Below are 18,967 nucleotides of genomic sequence, written 5' to 3' on the forward strand. Positions count from 1 at the left end.
CTCCCAGAAGATTGACTAGAATTGCTTTTCTCAACCACTCAGCGAATCTGTCTAATTTGCCGAGTTTCCTCTAGAATGCCTTCTACATCTTCTTCACTCAATCGCCGTACATAGTTGACTTTGATCTCTTCGAGTAAATCAGTTGCTAGAGACTGAAGCTCTTGCAGCGATCGCTGATCTTGTAATTCTGTTGCTAGATTTTGACCAAAACTTTTCACGAGTTGACTGATCAATTCACCACCTTTTTTATCTTCTAGTGCCAGCACGATCGCATCATAAACCCCGCTTGTGACCTCTGCTACGAGTCTCTCATTGATCTGACGCGGTAGATCCCCTACTAATGGCATTGCTTTCAAGCCTTGATAAGCAGGCGACTGGCTGAGAATCATATCAATATTATGTCTCAGCACTGCTTCTAGCTCAGGCTTGATCTTTGGCAAAACATTGTAGACGGTCGTTTTGACTAAATGCGTTGCAAGCTCTTGAACCTCATCGCGCTGATTGAGATCAATGTAAGGACGATTCACAGATTGGATCAACCAGCGTGAAATCTCACCGCGCGCGATCGCATCTTGAAAGCGATCGATAACCTGTATGACAACGACTTCTGCCATATCTTCAGAAATGTTCGCGACAAAGCCTTGACTTGCTTGAGTCCGCACCCGCGCAAGGTTAACCATCCCGGACTGATCCAACCGAACCACAGTCGGGATCACCCGTAACCATCTGAGAAAAGGCAACAGCAAAAAGATGTCATACCATCGCCATAGCATTGCATCTAACCAAGACAAACTTTGATAGCGACGGCTGAGATAGAACGTTCGAGCAATGAATTCTAAAGCAAAAATTCCAACAAATGGTGCATCAACGAGCCAAAACCAATCAACAAATTCGCCATTCTCTCCAATGGGTCGATAGTAGTTCACAGCGATTAAAGGACGAATCTCTTGATTGAAAAACTTCTGTTCTGTGGCTACGCCTCGCTGTGCTAGATTTTCCTTGCTCCAAAAGGTTGCAAACGCTTGCTTTGCCGATTCTCCTCGACGCTGACCAAACACATGCTCTCGCATACGATTCTTGATTCGTTCAAGCGTGCCGCTTTTATTCGCAACGGCAAAAGGATTCGTGCTCACAAGTTCTGAACTGCGATCGCGCAAATCTTGCAATCGAGTCTGTACCTGCACACTTTCTAATCCAAACTGTTGAAGTTCTTGCTCTAAAGTGTCTACCGTACTTAGATAGGTTTCCGTATCGCGATGCGGCTCGATTCCCTTTATCGGATCGTAGAGGCGGGTGACGGCTGGAAAGTTGCGAAACCAGAAATCCCGCCAAGGAATATACGCAAAGTCAAAGGCAACAAGTCCCAAATTTACAAGTGTCAACCCTGCCATCGCTCTCTCAAACCAGAGATTTCGACGAGGTGGGAAACGAGAAGGAGACGATCGCATAAAATTCCAACCAGCATTCACCTTCTGAATTTTAAGCGCGATCGCTTCACAATGATAAAGACAGCAACATTTCCGTAAAAATACTCCCGCTGCTATTTCAACTTGGCTGATATTAGGTTTTAGTGTTGTGGAGACTTCAGCACGTTGAATCCCTTGAAAATCTTGAATAAAGGTAGAGCAACCTGACCTAAACGGCTCTGAGTAGAGATAATCTGTTTCGGTTTCTGTACATACTTTAGGGGACTTCCCCATAAGAAGCCAGTGTTATTACGGATAATTTATTAGTTCTTCACAGGTGGATTTGAAAAATACGGACGTATCTGACCACGTTTTCAGATAGTTCCGGCATTATTCATCACTCTGAAGAATGAAATATAGAGTGAAAATGGCTCAAACCCTCGAAAATTCGTTTTTTCTTTTCGATCAGCTTAAATCAGTACGGGTATTCGTATTTTCACGGAGATGCGACAGTCTTTACAGACTTGAATATAAAGCTTCAATGAAGTTTTATATTGTTTACGGATCGCAACGCTGCTTATCGAATATTTAAACCTCCTGAGTTTTAGCCGAAAGGCTTATCCTAGAAAAGGACTGTTGACGCGCGCTTTTTTCATATGACTGAACACTCTCCAATTCACGTTATCGGCGGTGGCTTAGCAGGCACAGAAGCTGCATGGCAAATTGCTCAAGCAGGCGTTCCGGTTGTGCTGCACGAAATGCGCCCGATGCGCCAAAGTCCGGCTCATCATTCTGAGCATTTGGCAGAATTGGTGTGCAGCAATTCGTTTGGAGCGCAGGCAACCGATCGCGCTTCGGGACTCTTACACGAAGAATTACGGAGATTGGGGTCGATCGTCATTCAGAAAGCCGATGCTCATCAAGTTCCGGCAGGTGGAGCGTTAGCGGTCGATCGCGGAATTTTTAGCCAAGATCTGACTGAAACACTCTCGGCTCATCCGCTGATCGAATTGCGGCGTGAGGAAATTACGGAGATTCCCAAAAACGGAATCGTGGTGCTGACGACTGGACCTTTAACAACCGATGCACTGGCTGAAGATTTGCGCCAATTTACAGGCATGGCGTACATGAGTTTCTTCGATGCCGCCAGTCCGATTGTGGTTGGCGAATCGATCGATTTTGAAAGGGCATTTTTGGCATCGCGCTACGATCGCGGCGAAGCTGCTTATCTAAACTGTCCGATGAGTAAAGAGCAATATCTGCACTTTTGGCAGGAGCTTTGTCAGGCAGAACAGGCAGAATTGAAAGATTTTGAGCGCGAAACGGCGAAGTTTTTTGAGGCATGTTTACCGATCGAGGAAATGGCGCGTCGAGGTGAAGATACGATGCGCTACGGCCCATTGAAACCTGTGGGATTGTTCGATGCGCGATTAGGTGACTTTCGAGATCCCGAAAATCGAGAAAAACGCCCGTATGCAGTGGTGCAACTGCGACAAGAAGATAAAGCGGGGCAACTCTGGAACATGGTCGGGTTTCAGACCAATCTGAAATGGGGCGAACAAAAGCGAGTATTTAAACTAATTCCTGGCTTAGAGAATGCAGAATTCGTTCGCATGGGTGTGATGCACCGCAATACGTTTATCAATTCGCCAGAATTGTTGTTGCCAACGTTGCAGTTTAAATCGCGATCGACGTTACTAGCAGCCGGACAAATCAGTGGAACCGAAGGCTATACTGCCGCTTGTGCAGGCGGTTGGCTCGCTGGAACCAATGCTGCTCGAATTGCGTTAGGGCTTTCTCCTCTAGCCTTGCCCGTGACAACCATGATGGGAGCGTTGTTTGATTTTATTAGTTCTGCTTCTCCCAAGCATTTCCAACCGATGCCGCCCAATTTTGGCATCTTACCGGAGCTTCCCAAGAAGATTCGCAACAAGCAAGAGCGATACGGGCAATATCGCGATCGCGCTTTTGCTGATCTCGATCAGTGGAGCGGAGTTGTGAACAACGTCAGTGCGATCGCAAGCTGATTACTCTTGTAAATTCAACCTATCACAGTGAAAGTGGGGAGTAGTTCCGTTGGTATCTCCCTACTCCCCACTCTTTTTGGCATTTATGACTCAAGCCGGATGCAATGCGGTACAAAAAATCCCAGGTACGATCGAACATGTACCTGGGATCTTCAGTTTTCAATTCAACTAGACAACTTCAACTTCGACTTGAGGCTGAGGTTGCTGAGGCTGGAATTGGAACAACGAGTAAACCACATCTCGACGGATGTTGATCATCATTTCCAGGAACAGCTCATATCCTTCGCTCTTGTACTCGATCAACGGGTCTTTCTGACCGTATCCTCGCAATCCGACCGACTCACGCAAGCCATCCATTGCTTGGAGGTGTTCACGCCAGAGGGTATCAATTCGATTCAGAATAAAGAACCGCTCTGCCTGACGCATCAATCCAGGCTGCACCGAATCTACTTCTGCCTCTTTCAAGTCATAAGCAATTCGTGCCTGCTCATGTAAGAATGCCTTCATTTCGCTCAAGGTCATGTCTGCCAAATCTTCTGGCTGCATGTCCTGAAGCAAGTAAACAAACTCTTGCACCTTGCTGACAAGCTTGTCTAGCTCCCATTCTTCCGGCGGTAGCTCTGGATTGATATAGGCTTCCACAATGTCATCCATTGTACGTTCAGCATATTCAATCACTTTCTCTTTCAGGTCTTGCCCTTCAAGAACCCGACGGCGTTCAGCGTAGATAGCACGACGCTGATTGTTCATCACTTCGTCATACTCAAAGACTTGCTTCCGAATGTCGTAGTAGTAAGTCTCGACTTTCTTCTGCGCGCCTTCAAGCGATCGCGTAAGCATCTTCGACTCGATCGGCATATCTTCTTCCACGCGGAAAGCATTCATCATGCCTGCAACGCGATCGCCGCCAAAAATCCGCAGCAAGTTATCTTGCAAACTTAGGAAGAACTTGGTCGAACCCGGGTCACCTTGCCGTCCTGCCCGTCCTCGCAACTGGTTGTCAATCCGGCGCGATTCATGACGTTCTGTCCCAATGACGTGCAATCCTCCGAGTTGAACCACTTCTTCGTGTTCGCGATCGGTAAAGGCATCGTACTCGGAGCGAATCAGCTTGTAGACTTCTCGCAGCTTTTGAATCACTAGATCAGTCGTCGGAGCTTTTTCCGCCGCCGTTGCGATCTTGTCTTCTGCTTCGAGTTCCGGCAAACTACGCTCACCATATTGCTGAACTGCAACATGCACTGCATCTTTCAGAGCTTGCTCGGTCTCTGCCGAAAGTTCGACCGGATAGATATCCGATTTGGCTTTCCAAGTTTTGATCTTGGTTGCCAGCCCAAATCCTTGACCGCCACCGCGCTGATCTTGAGCAAAACCCATGCCCGAAAAATCTTCGTCATCTTCAGGCTCAACAATGCGCGGCATGAAGTACTCACGAATCTTCAGACGTGCCATATAGTCTGAGTTTCCACCCAGAATGATGTCAGTTCCACGTCCTGCCATGTTGGTCGCGATCGTCACTTTGCCCTTGCGACCTGCTTGAGCAATGATTTCTGATTCTCGCTCGACGTTCTCAGGTTTCGCGTTCAGCAAGTTATGGGGCACATTCAACTCTTGCAGCAGTTGAGAGAGCAATTCAGATTTCTCAACGCTGGTCGTTCCGACCAGAACCGGACGACCTGTGCGGTGCATCTCATCACATTCGAGTGCGATCGCGCTCCACTTTCCGGTAATGCCCAAAACAAACAGCCCGTTTTCACCTTCTGGCACCCCTTGGCGAATCATCCGGTAAACTTCGTAGCTATTCGTCACGGTGATCATGCCGGGATGTTTTGCCTGCCGCAGAATTTCTTTGGCTTGCTCTTGGCTTTGGGGTAATCCTGGGCAAAGATTATGGGCAAGACCCTGTTTATCGAGCAGTTGAGACAAATTACTCAACGCTTCCAAGTTCATCACCCAAATCAAGACGGGGCGACCTTGCTCAGATTTCTCTGCGGCTTCGCGCGTAAAGACGGTTAAATCCCCGGCTTCGGTTTTGTACACCACATCTGATAAATCCACCCGACGGCGTTCCCGGTTGGTTGGAATTTGGGTGACTTCTAGCTTGTAAATCTTCTCAAGTTCAGCTTCTTCGGTCTTCGCCGTTCCGGTCATGCCTGCGAGTTTCGGATACAGCAGGAAGAAGTTTTGATAGGTAATCGTCGCGAGTGTTTGCGTTTCGTTTTGGATGTCCACGCCTTCTTTTGCTTCGATCGCTTGGTGCAAGCCATCACTCCAGCGCCGACCCGGCATGACGCGACCTGTGAATTCATCGACGATCACGATCTCGCCGCTACGGACGATGTAGTTCACATCATTGATAAACAGTTCTTTTGCTTTAATCGCATTAAAAACGTAGTGCGCCCAAGGATCATTCGGATCAAAGAGATCCGATACACCGAGCAGTTTTTCTGCTTCGATAAAGCCTTCATCGGTGAGAAGAATGTTGCGCTGTTTCTCATCAACTTCGTAATGATCATCGCGTTTGAGCGATCGCGCGACATCTGCCGCCTGCAAATATTTCTCAGTCGGACGTTCAACCTGACCAGAGATGATCAGCGGAGTCCGAGCTTCATCGATCAGCACCGAGTCCACTTCGTCAATCACGCAGAAGTTAAAGGGGCGCTGTACAACTTCTTCCATCGAAGTTGCCATGTTATCGCGCAAGTAATCGAAGCCCAATTCGCTGTTGGTGGCGTAGGTGACATCGCAGGCGTAGTTTTTCTGACGTTCCGCCGGAGCCATGTTTTGCTGAATCAGACCCACGCTCAAGCCCAAAAACCGGTGCACCTGCCCCATCCATTCCGCGTCTCGTTTTGCCAGGTAATCGTTCACCGTGACGACATGAACGCCTTTACCAGAGAGTGCATTCAGGTAAGCTGGCAGCGTCGAAACTAGAGTTTTTCCTTCACCCGTTTTCATTTCTGCGATTTGTCCATCATGCAGCACCATGCCGCCGATTAACTGCACATCGAAGTGCCGCATCCCCAAAACGCGCTTTCCAGCTTCCCGCACGACTGCAAAGGCTTCTGGCAGAATATCGTCGAGAATCTGCTTCTCCTCGTCGAGATTTCTTGCCTTGGCGAGTCGCGCTCTAAATTCAGCAGTCTTGCCTCTCAGTTCTTCATCTGAAAGTGGCTCAATCTCCTCTTCCAAAAGCTTGATGTCATTAACGAGTGGCTTATATTTTTTGAGCTTACGCGCATTGGGATCGCCCAGGATAGATTTAAACATGACGGGGGAAAATCAGAGATCGCTGAATGTGGGTATGGGTTCGTATCGAGACAAGAAACGCATTTTAGCGCTTCCGGATCGATTCTAATCAAAGGTATTCCAATCCTATCACCCAGAACGAAACCTGAACGGGCAAGGGGATCGGGGGAAAGCCGAACCAGTAGGTATTGTAATTCAATTCACTCGATCGACTCGATGTTACGGTGCATTTTCCCAGTCAGCGCTGAGCTTGCGGAAATTATATTGATTCGTTCCAGGATGGCAAGTGATGCAGGTTGAAAGATTGAGCGGTTTTGGGAGTTCGACTTTGGGGTGGAGGACTTTAAAGGCTTTGGATTCATTGACGCGGTAGGGAATGCGTTCATCTTCAAAGGCTTGACGCGAGAAGGTTCTCAGATATCGCCAGACGAGCGATCGCGTTGGATCGACAAGCGGAGTCAGCGTCGCGCCGTAATGCTGGGAATCTTGCAGCAAGTCGCGCCAGGTTTGAGTCGGGAAAATCGCAGGTGGAATGCCGATATGACAGGTGGCGCAATTTTGTAAATAAGCATCTTGTGCGAGTTTAAGATTGCCAGTCACAGCATCGACTGTGCCAATCTCGGCTGGCGCATTGGAGACAGGGGGGGATTCCATTGCTTGAGAAAAACCCCATCCTAAAATCAGACTCCAAATCAACAGAATTCCGATTAAAATCACAGGAGATCGTCTGCGAATCCGACGGCGCTTAGGTGAATTTGACATGCGAAGACCTTTACTGCATTGAGTCCGATGAAAGGGTGACTTAAAACAAGATTAAATTGTTTCTGAGTACTCACCTTTCACAGAATAGTTTTTAAAGTGACAAATTTGTGACTGTTACTTTTTGCCAATTCCGATACAACAAAGTTTCAACTCAGAATTTAGGACATCAGGATGGATTGCAGTCAGGTTCAGTTTTGCGATCGCAAAACTCAGATCGATCTCCAACAACTTCAAGAATTATTTCAACTTAGTGCGTTTTGGGCACGCGATCGCAAAGTCGAAGATTTAGCGATCGCCATTAAGCATAGCGACCCGGTGATTTCGGCTTGGGATGGCGATCGGTTGATTGGATTTGCCAGGGCGACTTCGGACGGAATTTATCGCGCTACGATTTGGGATGTGGTCGTACATCCGGACTATCAAGGCGCAGGATTGGGACGAAAATTAGTCCAGACGGTGCTAAGCCATCCGCAGGTGTCGAACGTAGAACGGCTTTATCTGATGACGACGAATCAGCAGGAATTTTATAAGCGCATCGGATTTGAGGTGAATCAGACAACAACAATGGTGTATTTCAATCAGCCCTTGTCGTTACCAAGTTCTGCCATTTCGGTTGAGGTCGAATGCGATATTGGGTGATTGAATCATTCAAGCCAAAAAAATTGCCCAACGGTTAGACTCGATCGTTGGGCAATTTTCTAGCATCAATTTACAATCCGTAGACTAGCTTGCGCTACCTTCAACACCTGCGCTGTAAACATTGTCATCGGGATGACCTTTGCGATGCCAGCTTCCATCTTCACCTTTCTCAAAACCTTGCTTGACACTGTTCCAAGCTACCTGCATCGCAGCCTCACGGCTCAAACCATCACTTTGAGAGTTCTTGAACGCTGCCATAAAGACTTGATCAGCACCGTCCAGTAACTTATCGGTTACTTCAGAGGGCAAGCTTTCGTTTTGCTCATCAACATCATCTCGCCCTGCTGCCATCTTATCCGCAGTTGATTTCGGTTCAGCAAGTGAGGCTTGATCTTCACCGCTACTGACCGTATTCACCTGCTCAAGCTGTTTATCTTCTGCATCGATTTGCGGATTGGCTTGAGTCCGTTCGCTTCCTGTTGGCATATGAATAACTCCTAGAATATTAAATCTGGAACTATCCTAGTCCTGTCCCACCGCTGAGGCATCTTTCAAAAGAAAGCTTCGGTGATCTATCGGGATGAGGATGCTAGCAGAATGTAGCCTGCGCGATCGCGCAATTCTACCTGTTCCCCAAGGGTGAGTTCTCCATATAGAACTTTCTCAATTTTAGGGAGCGCAACTTTCACGGGAACTGTGCCAACATTCACTGCAATGATCACGGTTTGATCCTCCAGCGATCGCTCAAACACATAAGCCGTTCCCTCGGCATGAAGCACTTGATAAGTTCCGGTTCTCAAGGCTGGATAGGCATGACGAATTGCAATCAATTGACGATGGACTTTATCAATATCTAAGTTCCAATTTTCCTCAGTTGGAAACCCCCGACGGGAATCTGGATCAATGCCACCCGGTAAGCCAACTTCATCCCCATAGTAAATACTAGGTGCGCCCGGAAAGGTCATCAGTAAGAGTGTACAAAGTTCAACACTTGCATGATCACCTCCTGCAATCGTGAGTAATCGTGCAGTGTCATGGCTCGCGAGTAGATTGAGTTGTGTAAGCTGAATTTCCCAGGGATAAAGTTCGAGTAAGCTCTGCATTTTCTGAGCGTACTCACCTGCGAATAGAGGCGGATACGGGTGATAATCGCGATCTTGAACTTGCTCTAAAACAACGCGATCACCCGCCGCGAATGCGATCGTTGGACCTGCAAACAAGTAATTCATCACGCCATCAAACTGAGTTCCATCGAGCCATTCGCGCGAATCACCCCACACTTCACCAACAATGTAAGCTTCTGGATTAATCGCTTTGACGCGATCGCGAAACTCCTGCCAAAATCCGGGAGCCTTAACCTCGAAGGGGACATCTAAACGCCAACCATCAATCCCGAATTCGATCCAATATTCAGCAATCTCCATGATGTATTCGCGCACGGCTGGATTGTCATGATTAAACACAGGCAGCGCCCGATTTCCTGCCCATCCTTCATAGTTTGCCGGAAACTCGCCCGTGTAAGGATGCAGCGGAAATTCGTGAATCTTGAACCAATCGAGCCAGGGAGAATTGCTCCCATTTTCTAGAACGTCATGAAAAAAGAAGAAGCCGCGACTGGAGTGATTAAACACACCATCTAGCACGACTTTAATATCGCGCTCGTGCGCTGCATCTAGTAAATCGCGAAACGCCTCATTGCCACCGAGCATCGGATCAACCCGATAGTAATCGTGCGTATGATAGCGATGATTACTAGCAGACTGAAAGATCGGCGTGAAGTAAATCGCATTCACGCCCAAGTCTTGAATGTAATCCAACCGTTCCATTACGCCCCATAAGTCTCCCCCTTTGTAACCTTGCAGTGTTGGGGTCGCATCCCAGTCTTCCCAGGGCATCTGCTTGAGGAGTTTCTTATACGGCTGAGTCGCCCGGGAAAAGCGATCGGGAAAAATTTGATAAAAAATTGCGTGCTTCACCCAATCCGGCGTTTGAATCTGCATAACTTCTATGGATCACATCACTTAGTAGCGTAATGATCCCCACGCAGATCGCGCTCTAACTATTGACAGAATATTACAATCCTCTTGCGGAAACCTGAAAACCGTAGTGTATAATACAAACATAAACGTTCATCTCTGGTAACTAGAGACGGAAGTAAGGAGTTCTCCTGAAGGAACGCGCCTCAAACTCACTTCATTCTTACTTTTCGAGGCGGTTATGAGACTGATTTACCGTGGTGTTGAATACGAATACGACCCAACCCAACCGCGAACCAATCCGGTCGATCGCGTTTTTAGTTCTCGCGAGCCGATCACATTGACCTATCGCGGCAATCGCTACCAAATGGATCCGACTCAACCTGCCCAACCTGCCGAAGCGCGCCGTCCGCATGAGTTAATTTATCGCGGCGTGCGATACTGGGTTGGCGCATCGGGGGATCGACCAGTGACCTCTAGGTTGAATACGATCGCCAACTTGGCTGCAACTCACCACGCGAACTTGCAACGCAATTTGCAGCACCGCATCGAAGTTGCACGTCAAAATGGCGATTACAATCTCCTCTCTCTGCTTGAAGCAGAACGCAATCAGCTTGTCTAGGTCGCTCGTTTTAACTTCGCTGAACGAGTGCTAGACGATTCACTTCAGGTGTTCACTTTTCACGCAGCCCGGAGTCTCATTGTTGAGACTCCTTTTTTATGAAAAAGCTGCATATGATACTGACACAATCTCACAATTGTGAATAAATCTACCCCAAAAAAAGCCCTGTGTGATTTACGCTAGAACTTCTAGCGTTTTTTGCGAGGGGCGTATGCCGAAATGGACAGTCACTACAGAATTTACGTTCAATGCCGCACATTGGATTCGGGATTATGACGGACCCTGTGGGCGTATGCATGGACATACTTACACGGTGAGAATTAGCGCGATCACATCTCAACTTCATGCCTCTGAATTCTGTCCCCATCCGGTCATGGTGGCTGACTTTAGAACCTTAAAATGGGCGAAAAAAGATGTGCTCAAAGGTGGCTTGGATCATTGTGTATTAAATGAAGTTTTGCCAGAAGGATACGAAACGACGGCTGAAATGATCGCCAAATACATTTACGACAAAACCAAGAAAGACCTTCCGGCTGAAATTAAGCTCAAAGTTGCAGTATCAGAAACCCCAAATTCTTGGGCAGAGTACGAAGATGATTAGGACAGAAGCACAGACTTTACCGATTGTGGAGACGTTTCACTCTGTCCAAGGAGAGGGCGCTTGGACAGGAACCAGTGCGTTGTTTATTCGATTAGGCGGTTGTGATGTTGGTTGCTGGTTCTGTGACACGAAAGAATCTTGGGTCGCAAAACGACATCCCCGTCAATCCATTCAAGAACTCGTGAACCTGGCGATCGAAGTGAACAGCGCGATCGTCGTGATTACCGGAGGCGAACCTTTAATGCACGACTTAACTGAATTAACCAAAGCATTAAAGGACGAGGGATTAAGGCTCCATCTCGAAACCTCTGGCGCACATCCATTCAGCGGGACGTTTGATTGGGTGACGCTTTCACCGAAGCAATTTAAGCCGCCGCATGAGAGCGTTTATGCTCATGTGGATGAGTTGAAAGTTGTGATTGCTCAGGCAGCAGATTTTGAATGGGCAGAACAGCAGTCTCAGCAAGTCAGCGATCGAGCAGTGCGTTACCTGCAACCCGAATGGAGCAGTCAAGAAAGCACAAGTTTAATTTTTGAATACGTAAAGCAGCAGCCAAAATGGCGAATGGGATTGCAGACTCATAAGTTACTCGGAGTCAATTAGCAAGGCGCGAAGATCCGAAAGATAAAATTGATTCACTTGTCACGTACTATCCAACATGCTATAAAAAATCCTGGATAGTACAAAATATATCCAGGATTAGTCATATAGTCTCCTAGTAGCTGTTGAACGACGATTTGACTTTTTTTCAGTCAAACAATACAAGCTACTAGGAGTATGCTTTACTCTACAGTGACACTTTTCGCTAAATTTCGGGGCTGATCCACATCTAAACCGCGTCGTGCTGCAATGTGATACGCCAATAACTGCAACGGAATCACCGTTAAGATCGGCGATAGGATCTCATCGACATGAGGCACTGGAATCAGTGTGTCAAATGTATCTGCTGCTTCCTGCTCATCCATTGGGGTAACACCAATCAAGCGAGCATCCCGCGCCCGTGCTTCCTGAGCATTCGACAACACTTTCTCAAACACAGTTCCTGGCATTGCGATCGTGACAACCGGAACCTTAGCATCTAATAATGCGATCGGTCCATGTTTCATCTCACCCGCTGGATAGCCTTCTGCGTGAATGTAGCTGATCTCTTTCAATTTCAGCGCCCCTTCTAACGCGATCGGGAAATTGATGCCTCGTCCGAGGAAAATGAAATCCTGTGTTTCTGCGAAATCATGCGCTAGTTCTTCGATATAGCGCTCTTGGCTTTCTAGAATCAATTCAATCTGAGCAGGGAGCTGCCGCAATCCGTCAAGCAACTGTTCTAAAGCTTCAGATGATCTTGCTTGGCGGCGGTACGTGAGATCGATCGCCAAACTATAAAATGCCATGACTTGTGCTACAAAAGTCTTTGTAGCAGCTACGCCAATCTCAATCCCTGCATGAGTTTCAATGATATTGGGAACGAGATGACCCAGTGAACTTTCAGGACGATTTGTAATCCCCAAGAGTCTCGCCTCAAAGCCTGAACTTAACGTCGATCGACGTTCCTGTTCCATTGCTAACGCTGCTAAGGTATCAGCCGTTTCGCCGGATTGAGTCACCCCGATCGTCAACGTATTTTTAGTTAACGGCGATGCCGAATAGCGGTACTCAGACGCATAGTGTACTGAGGTGGGAATGCCTGCTAATTGTTCGAGCAAGTATTTTCCGACTAAGCCTGCGTGCCAACTGGTTCCACAGGCAATGATCTGAACTTGTTGTAAATCATCCAACACAGCATCCGAAAGTCCAATCTTCGTTGGAGAAGAAGCTTTCGCCGCACTCCATTCTGTGTCAAAGTAAGCCTCTAAACAGGCTCGAACCACTCCAGGCTGTTCGTAAATTTCTTTCAGCATGTAGTGTTTGAAACCTTGCTTCTCCACCATGACGGGATTGACATCCAGGGTGCGGGGTTTCTTCTTCAAGCGTTGTCCTTCAAAGCTGTAAATTTCCACCCCGATCGGTGTCATTCTTGCTAATTCCCCGTTCTCCAGATTCAACACGGCACGGGTGTAGGGAATTAATGCAGGCGTATCAGACGCACAGTAGAATTCACCTTGCCCAAAGCCGAGAACGACGGGAGCCTGTTGACGGGCGACGATAATTTCATCGGGATAATCGGCGCAAATCACTGCGATCGCAAAGGCTCCTTGCAGCTTATTCACAACTGATCGAACGGCTTCGAGCAAGGGAAATTCGGCAGATTTTTCCGCTTTACTCAATTCTTCTGCGATGAGGTGCGGCACGACTTCGGTATCTGTTTCCGAGCGAAACTCACAGCCGCGTGCTTTTAGTTCTTCGCGCAATTCGCGATAATTTTCGATAATGCCATTTTGAATCACCGCAATCCGCTGTTGCATATCCATGTGTGGATGGGCGTTATATTCTTCGGGTTTCCCGTGAGTTGCCCAGCGGGTATGCGCGATTCCGGTACGAGCGGGATTGGTTTCGCCTGCTAATTTTTCTTCAAGATTGTGCAGTTTCCCTTTTGCCCGTACACAGTGAATTTCGCCTTCCAAAATCGTTGCGATTCCGGCAGAATCGTAGCCGCGATATTCTAATTTGCGAAGCCCTTCCAGCAGAATTCCACTGGCTTCTTGTGTCCCGATGTAGCCGACAATTCCGCACATATGACGTTCGCTCCTAAATGAATCGTGACGTTACCCGATAATTTATCCTGAGTTTTGTTAAGATACCAGCCAAATAACAGACTTTTCGCATTTCAGGGGTGATTTTATAAAGGCGGACGATCGCAACAGTTCAGTATATTCCGCAGAAAAAACGAATGTGTCCCAAGCAGTATTGGATGTCTGCATCAGGCTTCTGCCTATTTCACACCAAAGATTTGATCTGCGTAGCAAATTTCATCGCGAGCAAAGAATATTTCATCTGTTGGGGCAAGAGGATGCTGGAGCGATCGCGATCTACGGAGTGCTGAAGTCGGGCAAACCGTTCAGCTTGGACTATGGAAATCAGTCAGCGATTGTTTCAGCATTGCAATAAAATACACGTAATCGGAACATAAGCGTTCCGATTATTGATCACCCTAGTGTTGAGTCGTTGTTGTTCTCATCTACTTTTGACTGCTCATTTTGCTGCAAGCAAGGCATTGACGCTTGTTGAACTGTAAAATTTAAGCTGCTTGACTTTCAAGACGGTATCTGTGCTTAGAAGCTTATATTAAGCGATGAAACCCTTGATATCTCGATCGATCTAAAGGTCTGCAAAACCTCTACCCCCAGTTTGAATCTGGATGCTGCCTTTGACAATTTAAGGCTCCAGAAATAGATTCTAGAGCCTTATTGAATGTCTATCATCCTACGCTTGCAGAAGCGCTTTAGCGATCGTCAAATCGAGTTTGCGATCGAACCTTTTCAACTTGCCTCGTTGCTTGCATTTGTCCAAACAGCCGTAATGCCTGTTCTAAAGAGTTCTGGCATAGTTGCGATCGACCACTTGCTTGATAAGTTAATCCGAGTTGGAAATAGGCGTTTGCTAAATCACACATTGCTCCAATCGTTTCAAGTAGGGCAATTGCCTGCGTGTGGTACATCAGTGAAGCATCTAAAGCATTTTGGCAGCGACAAAGTTCTGCAAGTCCACTCAGCGTCTTTGCTTTGACTTGGGTGTAATGACTTTCCTCTGCAAATTCTAGGGCGCGATCGTACATTGCCTTGGCTCGCTCAAATTCTCCTAGATTCGTATAGGTTTGCCCTAACATTTGAATGAAATAAGCGAATCGTCCGCTTTGTTCGACTAATTTCTCAGTGACGATCGATTGATAAGCTGCTTCTGCTAAGTGATAAGCCGCCTCAAATCGTTCCAAATAGGAATAGGTCAGGGCTAAACAGACGGCTGCTTTTTCTGCCCAGGGATGATGAGCGGTGTTCTGCGCCAGATCAATCACTTGCTGGAAGGATTGAGCCGCCATTTCTAATTCCCAAAGATCCATTTGATACAGTCCAATGCTGAGCTGAGCATCAACTTTTAGCATTTGGAAGTAGTAAGCGGTGTGCTGACTGGATGGGGCAGCAGAACGTTTTTGCTCAGCAGTACCAATTAGAGCGATTGTTTTTTCCTGACAAGCGATCGCGTCTTGAATGCGACCCGTAATCCAGTACAAATCTCCCAGAATATTGTGAAGTTCGCTGAGTTTGGCAGGATTTTCAAGATTCGGAATCACTTGCACGATCGCGCTTAGAACAGGTTGTAACAATCCCATTCGGTAAAGCGTACTGCCGAGGGGTAAAAATTGCCGCCATTGATTGGTGCGGCTTTTGAGAATCACACCCGCTGCCGCTTCAAAGTCCTGGATCTCAATGTAGTGGTAGTGGGCTTGCAGGGCTTGTAGCGCGTCTTGAACAGTCTCGATCGTCAAAACCTGAGTCGTCCAAAATTCTGCGGCTTTGCGGTGGGCGATTTCCCAATCTGAACTTTTTCGCAGTCGAGCGATGGCTTCGGCTTGAATGGCAGGATGCAGCCAGTATTTGCCATGTTCGCACTCGACTAGCGATCGATTTCGCAGTGAGGTGAGTACCTGTCGTTGTTGATCCGGGGGCACATCCCAGAGCAAACAAAGCATTCCTTCGGAGGGAATGGCTGGGATTTCTTGGTATCGATAGCATCCCAATCGACAGAGCAACTGATAAGCAACCGGATCGAGAGCTTGCAGACGATTGATCTGACTAATCACAAGATTTTTGAGATCTCGTGTTGCGAGTAAGTCCTGCCGATGTTCCTGCCAGTAGGCTGCCATGTCTCGATCGAAGTCTTCACGAATTGCACCACATAAAATCCCCATTGCTTTGGCATTCCCGCCATAAGCTCGGTGCATCTGCTCAAGGGTCACAGCATCGATCGACATGGAGCGGCTGAAAAAAGTTTGCCATGCGGTGAGGTCGAGTCGAGGGAGACGATAGTGTTCGACTGCTAAATCAGGCTCACACAAACGATCGCGACTCGTGATCAGAGTAACTGCTTGCACTCCGGCATCGGTTAGAACTCGTAGCAATTCGACATAAGCTCGATGTGGTGGAATCAGTCGCCCTTCTGAATCGAGCGCAGGTTCGAGATTGTCAATCAAGATTCCGATGCGCCGTTGGTGCAGTTGGCGCTTTAAGCGTCCGAGCGAAATTCCGTATTCCGATCCGGCTTCTTGTTGAAAGTCTTGTTTTAACCACTCTTCGACAATTCGTTCAGCCGAAGTCATGTTCTGACTTTCTTTAGCGATTAACAATTCCAGCACTTGTTCAAACCCCTGAGTCTGGAGATAGTGCTGTGCTAGCGTTGTTTTGCCTAGACCGCCTTCACCTTGAATGACAATGACTTTGCAGCCTTGCTGAATCAGACGATCGAGATCTGCGATCGCACCTTCACGCCCTAGAAGATTGCTTGATCTGCGATCGTCGATCGGAGACGGTGCAGGTAGAAATGTTGCTGAAACCTCAAATAATGGCTGCGAATACTGCGCTAGCACTGCTCGACAGGTACTTTTAGTAATTCGCTCACCCAATAGCCCAGACAGCAATTTCCAGAGATGGGCACTCACATCTTTAATGTGTCCCTCTGTGTAACCCGAGTGCGCTGCAATCTCCAAATATTTTTGCCCGCGTAGCACCTTGCTCAGAATGTCTCTTTGTAAGACGCTAAGACGTTTCCCAGTTTTTCGAGCGAGTAGCTGATCCACCCACGCCAGTGCAGTTTCAGCTTCCATTGCGGAATCATTGATCAAGAGTTCTATCCATTCTAATCGGTCGGGCTAGTCTCTGTCTCTCCCTCCAACTTTCCGACTTTTCCGACTTCTGCACAGATTCAATTCCCGACTCTCACCGACTGACACGAAACAGCGGGATTGCTTAGGCTGTAGGCGACCGAAACTGAATCTACTACAAAATTACTTTATGACAATTGATTCTCCACTGCTGCATCACACTCCATCAAGTTCTGATCTTCAGCCGCATTTACGGGAACTGCTCAATCATTATTTTTCGATCGCCCACTTAAACGATCGGCTTCAGGACTTACCCCATCAGTTTCATCAGCCCCAACCTCGCCCTTGGAATTCGATCGATTGGCAGGCGATCTCTGTTAATCAAATTGTTGGCATCGATCCTGAGGTATTCCTGTCAATTTTGAGGGGTGCAATTAACACAGAAGCGCCGATTCGAGATTACACCCAAACCAGTCGCCAGTATTTAGAACCGATCGATGCTCGGATGGCTCGCTTTGTGGGCGGAGTTGTGTCGGCAGACGGGAAATTGCTCGAACCAGGTCTTTGGGAAAAAGAAGAGCGGCAGCACACGCCTGCATTGCTGAAAGTTTATACGCAACTTACGTCTGAAAAACCGATTGTCCAGCCTCACACGGTTCGAGCTTATCAATCGGTGAGTGATCCCGCGATCGCGCTTTACCGTCACGGATTGCATCGAGTGGCAACAGAGTATGGGGCAGCGTGTCTTTACCTTTGGTTGATGGCACAGACGACCGGAGCTTTACACGCTGTACTGCATGAACTGCTACTCGACGAAATCAACCATATGGCAAAGTTTTGGGGCTTTGGTGTTTGGGCATATCCTAACTCATCGTTACCGCGAGTGGGATGGAGTTTACTTCAAACCACAAAAGGACGAATGACGTATCAACGCGATCGCAGTAGTTTAGTCGGTACGCTCGATCGCATGACTCAGGTACTAGCCTGGCAAACTTGGTCTGCGAAAAATCGATGGACGTTTGCATTGACCTGCCTCCAAGCGCTCCATCTCTTGGGTCGTTGGAATCGAACGCTCACGCCCACATTCTTGCAAGATGTACTGGGTGAAAGCCCGTGTTACTAGGGAGATTGAACGATGAGTAGTCAAGACTTTTCAAGCTTACCTAAGAATTTAGATCCAACACGACTGCCTTCCCATATTGCAATCATTATGGATGGTAATGGGCGTTGGGCAACGCGACGGGGGTTGCCTCGCTTCGCTGGACACCGTAAGGGAGCGAATGCTCTAAAAGAACTACTACGCTGCTGCAAAGATTGGGGAATTCCCACTCTGACTGCTTATGCGTTTTCTACCGAAAACTGGAACCGTCCCCGCTCAGAAGTTCAGTTCCTCATGAATTTGTTTGAACAACTCCTCTGTCATGAACTGGCAGAAATGCAGCGCGAAGGAGTCAAAATTACCTTTATTGGGGATGTCTCCAGTCTTTCTGCCTCGCTCCGCCAGGAGATGCAACGGACTGTACAGGAAACGGCTTGTAATTCTGCGGTTCATCTCAATGTTGCAATCAATTATGGAAGTCGTCACGAACTGGTGACTGCCTGTCGTCAGCTTGCTCAACAGGTGCAGCAGGGAACGTTAGATGCTTCAGATATTGATGCTTCTCGACTAGAGGAACAGCTTTACACGGCAGGAATGCCTGATCCAGATTTACTGATTCGTACGAGCGGCGAAATGCGGCTTAGTAACTATCTGCTCTGGCAAATGGCTTACACGGAACTGTATTTTACTGATGTGCTGTTTCCCGACTTCGATCGATCAATGCTGCATGATGCTTTAGTACAGTATCAAAACCGCGATCGTCGATTTGGAAAGATTGCCTTGACTGTGCCGCAAACCCTGGTGAATGCGGTATCAAACTGAAGTTCGATCGCTGA

At 47.6% G+C, this 18,967-nt stretch carries 14 protein-coding genes and 1 riboswitch; of the genes, 7 read left to right on the top strand and 7 right to left on the bottom strand.

All coding sequences use genetic code 11. The annotated features are described in order from the left end of the window. Positions 1-38: 38 nt before the first annotated feature. Entirely contained in the window at positions 39-1,700 is a 1,662-nt protein-coding gene (locus LEPBO_RS0125080; RefSeq protein WP_225885675.1) for a hypothetical protein, read from the bottom strand. A 362-nt stretch (positions 1,701-2,062) separates the two neighbouring features. Here LEPBO_RS0125080 and trmFO point away from each other — a divergent pair, with 362 nt between their 5' ends. Next, entirely contained in the window at positions 2,063-3,433 is a 1,371-nt protein-coding gene (gene trmFO / locus LEPBO_RS38215; RefSeq protein ID WP_017290346.1) for an FADH(2)-oxidizing methylenetetrahydrofolate--tRNA-(uracil(54)-C(5))-methyltransferase TrmFO, read from the top strand. Positions 3,434-3,601: 168 nt separating this feature from the next. Here trmFO and secA read toward each other — a convergent pair whose 3' ends face one another. Together secA and LEPBO_RS0125095 are read right to left on the bottom strand one after the other, a co-directional pair. Beyond that, positions 3,602-6,703 (bottom strand): preprotein translocase subunit SecA, encoded by a 3,102-nt coding sequence (gene secA, locus LEPBO_RS44050; RefSeq protein ID WP_017290347.1) that lies wholly within the window; start codon positions 6,701-6,703, stop codon positions 3,602-3,604. A gap of 198 nt (positions 6,704-6,901) precedes the next feature. After that, positions 6,902-7,444, bottom strand: a complete 543-nt coding sequence (locus LEPBO_RS0125095) for a hypothetical protein (protein ID WP_017290348.1) — start codon at positions 7,442-7,444, stop codon at positions 6,902-6,904. 171 nt (positions 7,445-7,615) lie between these two features. Between LEPBO_RS0125095 and LEPBO_RS0125100 the strand changes: the two genes are divergently transcribed. Continuing rightward, positions 7,616-8,083 carry a GNAT family N-acetyltransferase gene (locus LEPBO_RS0125100; RefSeq protein ID WP_017290349.1) on the top strand — a complete coding sequence of 156 codons (468 nt, stop codon included), beginning with the start codon at positions 7,616-7,618 and terminating at the stop codon, positions 8,081-8,083. An 84-nt stretch (positions 8,084-8,167) separates the two neighbouring features. On the opposite strand, the gene LEPBO_RS0125105 is transcribed toward LEPBO_RS0125100, so the two are convergent. Together LEPBO_RS0125105 and LEPBO_RS0125110 are read right to left on the bottom strand one after the other, a co-directional pair. Then, positions 8,168-8,569: a ChaB family protein gene (locus LEPBO_RS0125105; protein ID WP_017290350.1), complete on the bottom strand. Its 402-nt coding sequence runs from the start codon at positions 8,567-8,569 to the stop codon at positions 8,168-8,170. 86 nt (positions 8,570-8,655) lie between these two features. Further along, positions 8,656-10,083, bottom strand: a complete 1,428-nt coding sequence (locus LEPBO_RS0125110) for a glycoside hydrolase family 13 protein (protein WP_017290351.1) — start codon at positions 10,081-10,083, stop codon at positions 8,656-8,658. Positions 10,084-10,207: 124 nt separating this feature from the next. Beyond that, a riboswitch (Glutamine riboswitch) is annotated at positions 10,208-10,265 on the top strand. A gap of 35 nt (positions 10,266-10,300) precedes the next feature. Between LEPBO_RS0125110 and pirA the strand changes: the two genes are divergently transcribed. The 3 genes from pirA to LEPBO_RS0125125 all read left to right on the top strand — a co-directional run bounded on the left by pirA (position 10,301) and on the right by LEPBO_RS0125125 (position 11,886). Next, on the top strand, positions 10,301-10,681 hold the full coding sequence (pirA, locus tag LEPBO_RS40325) for an arginine synthesis PII-interacting regulator PirA (protein ID WP_017290352.1): 381 nt from the start codon (positions 10,301-10,303) through the stop codon (positions 10,679-10,681). A gap of 211 nt (positions 10,682-10,892) precedes the next feature. Next, on the top strand, positions 10,893-11,282 hold the full coding sequence (locus LEPBO_RS0125120; RefSeq protein WP_017290353.1) for a 6-pyruvoyl trahydropterin synthase family protein: 390 nt from the start codon (positions 10,893-10,895) through the stop codon (positions 11,280-11,282). Beyond that, positions 11,275-11,886, top strand: coding sequence for a 7-carboxy-7-deazaguanine synthase QueE (locus LEPBO_RS0125125; RefSeq protein ID WP_017290354.1), 612 nt, complete (start codon positions 11,275-11,277; stop codon positions 11,884-11,886). The genes LEPBO_RS0125120 and LEPBO_RS0125125 overlap by 8 nt, the downstream gene beginning before the upstream one ends. Positions 11,887-12,065: 179 nt before the next feature. Here the strand turns inward: LEPBO_RS0125125 and glmS are convergent, their stop codons facing one another. Both glmS and LEPBO_RS0125140 read right to left on the bottom strand, forming a co-directional pair. Continuing rightward, on the bottom strand, positions 12,066-13,952 hold the full coding sequence (glmS, locus tag LEPBO_RS0125130) for a glutamine--fructose-6-phosphate transaminase (isomerizing) (RefSeq protein ID WP_017290355.1): 1,887 nt from the start codon (positions 13,950-13,952) through the stop codon (positions 12,066-12,068). Positions 13,953-14,659: 707 nt separating this feature from the next. Further along, on the bottom strand, positions 14,660-17,035 hold the full coding sequence (locus tag LEPBO_RS0125140; protein ID WP_017290357.1) for a tetratricopeptide repeat protein: 2,376 nt from the start codon (positions 17,033-17,035) through the stop codon (positions 14,660-14,662). A 187-nt stretch (positions 17,036-17,222) separates the two neighbouring features. Between LEPBO_RS0125140 and LEPBO_RS0125145 the strand changes: the two genes are divergently transcribed. Both LEPBO_RS0125145 and LEPBO_RS0125150 read left to right on the top strand, forming a co-directional pair. Further along, positions 17,223-18,155: a ferritin-like domain-containing protein gene (locus LEPBO_RS0125145; protein WP_017290358.1), complete on the top strand. Its 933-nt coding sequence runs from the start codon at positions 17,223-17,225 to the stop codon at positions 18,153-18,155. 12 nt (positions 18,156-18,167) lie between these two features. Further along, positions 18,168-18,953 carry an isoprenyl transferase gene (locus LEPBO_RS0125150; RefSeq protein WP_017290359.1) on the top strand — a complete coding sequence of 262 codons (786 nt, stop codon included), beginning with the start codon at positions 18,168-18,170 and terminating at the stop codon, positions 18,951-18,953. The last annotated feature ends 14 nt before the right edge of the window (positions 18,954-18,967 follow it).

This window comes from Leptolyngbya boryana PCC 6306 (genome assembly GCF_000353285.1).
Lineage (GTDB): Bacteria > Cyanobacteriota > Cyanobacteriia > Leptolyngbyales > Leptolyngbyaceae > Leptolyngbya > Leptolyngbya boryana.

Excerpts from the sequence above, each read along its gene's own strand:
- glmS (WP_017290355.1), bottom strand. The coding sequence starts at position 13,952 with ATGTGCGGAATTGTCGGCTACATCGGGACACAAGAAGCCAGTGGAATT.
- LEPBO_RS0125105 (WP_017290350.1), bottom strand. The coding sequence starts at position 8,569 with ATGCCAACAGGAAGCGAACGGACTCAAGCCAATCCGCAAATCGATGCA.
- LEPBO_RS0125125 (WP_017290354.1), top strand. The coding sequence starts at position 11,275 with ATGATTAGGACAGAAGCACAGACTTTACCGATTGTGGAGACGTTTCAC.
- LEPBO_RS0125150 (WP_017290359.1), top strand. The coding sequence starts at position 18,168 with ATGAGTAGTCAAGACTTTTCAAGCTTACCTAAGAATTTAGATCCAACA.
- trmFO (WP_017290346.1), top strand. The coding sequence starts at position 2,063 with ATGACTGAACACTCTCCAATTCACGTTATCGGCGGTGGCTTAGCAGGC.
- LEPBO_RS0125110 (WP_017290351.1), bottom strand. The coding sequence starts at position 10,083 with ATGCAGATTCAAACGCCGGATTGGGTGAAGCACGCAATTTTTTATCAA.
- pirA (WP_017290352.1), top strand. The coding sequence starts at position 10,301 with ATGAGACTGATTTACCGTGGTGTTGAATACGAATACGACCCAACCCAA.
- LEPBO_RS0125100 (WP_017290349.1), top strand. The coding sequence starts at position 7,616 with ATGGATTGCAGTCAGGTTCAGTTTTGCGATCGCAAAACTCAGATCGAT.
- secA (WP_017290347.1), bottom strand. The coding sequence starts at position 6,703 with ATGTTTAAATCTATCCTGGGCGATCCCAATGCGCGTAAGCTCAAAAAA.
- LEPBO_RS0125095 (WP_017290348.1), bottom strand. The coding sequence starts at position 7,444 with ATGTCAAATTCACCTAAGCGCCGTCGGATTCGCAGACGATCTCCTGTG.
- LEPBO_RS0125145 (WP_017290358.1), top strand. The coding sequence starts at position 17,223 with ATGACAATTGATTCTCCACTGCTGCATCACACTCCATCAAGTTCTGAT.
- LEPBO_RS0125140 (WP_017290357.1), bottom strand. The coding sequence starts at position 17,035 with ATGGAAGCTGAAACTGCACTGGCGTGGGTGGATCAGCTACTCGCTCGA.
- LEPBO_RS0125080 (WP_225885675.1), bottom strand. The coding sequence starts at position 1,700 with ATGGGGAAGTCCCCTAAAGTATGTACAGAAACCGAAACAGATTATCTC.
- LEPBO_RS0125120 (WP_017290353.1), top strand. The coding sequence starts at position 10,893 with ATGCCGAAATGGACAGTCACTACAGAATTTACGTTCAATGCCGCACAT.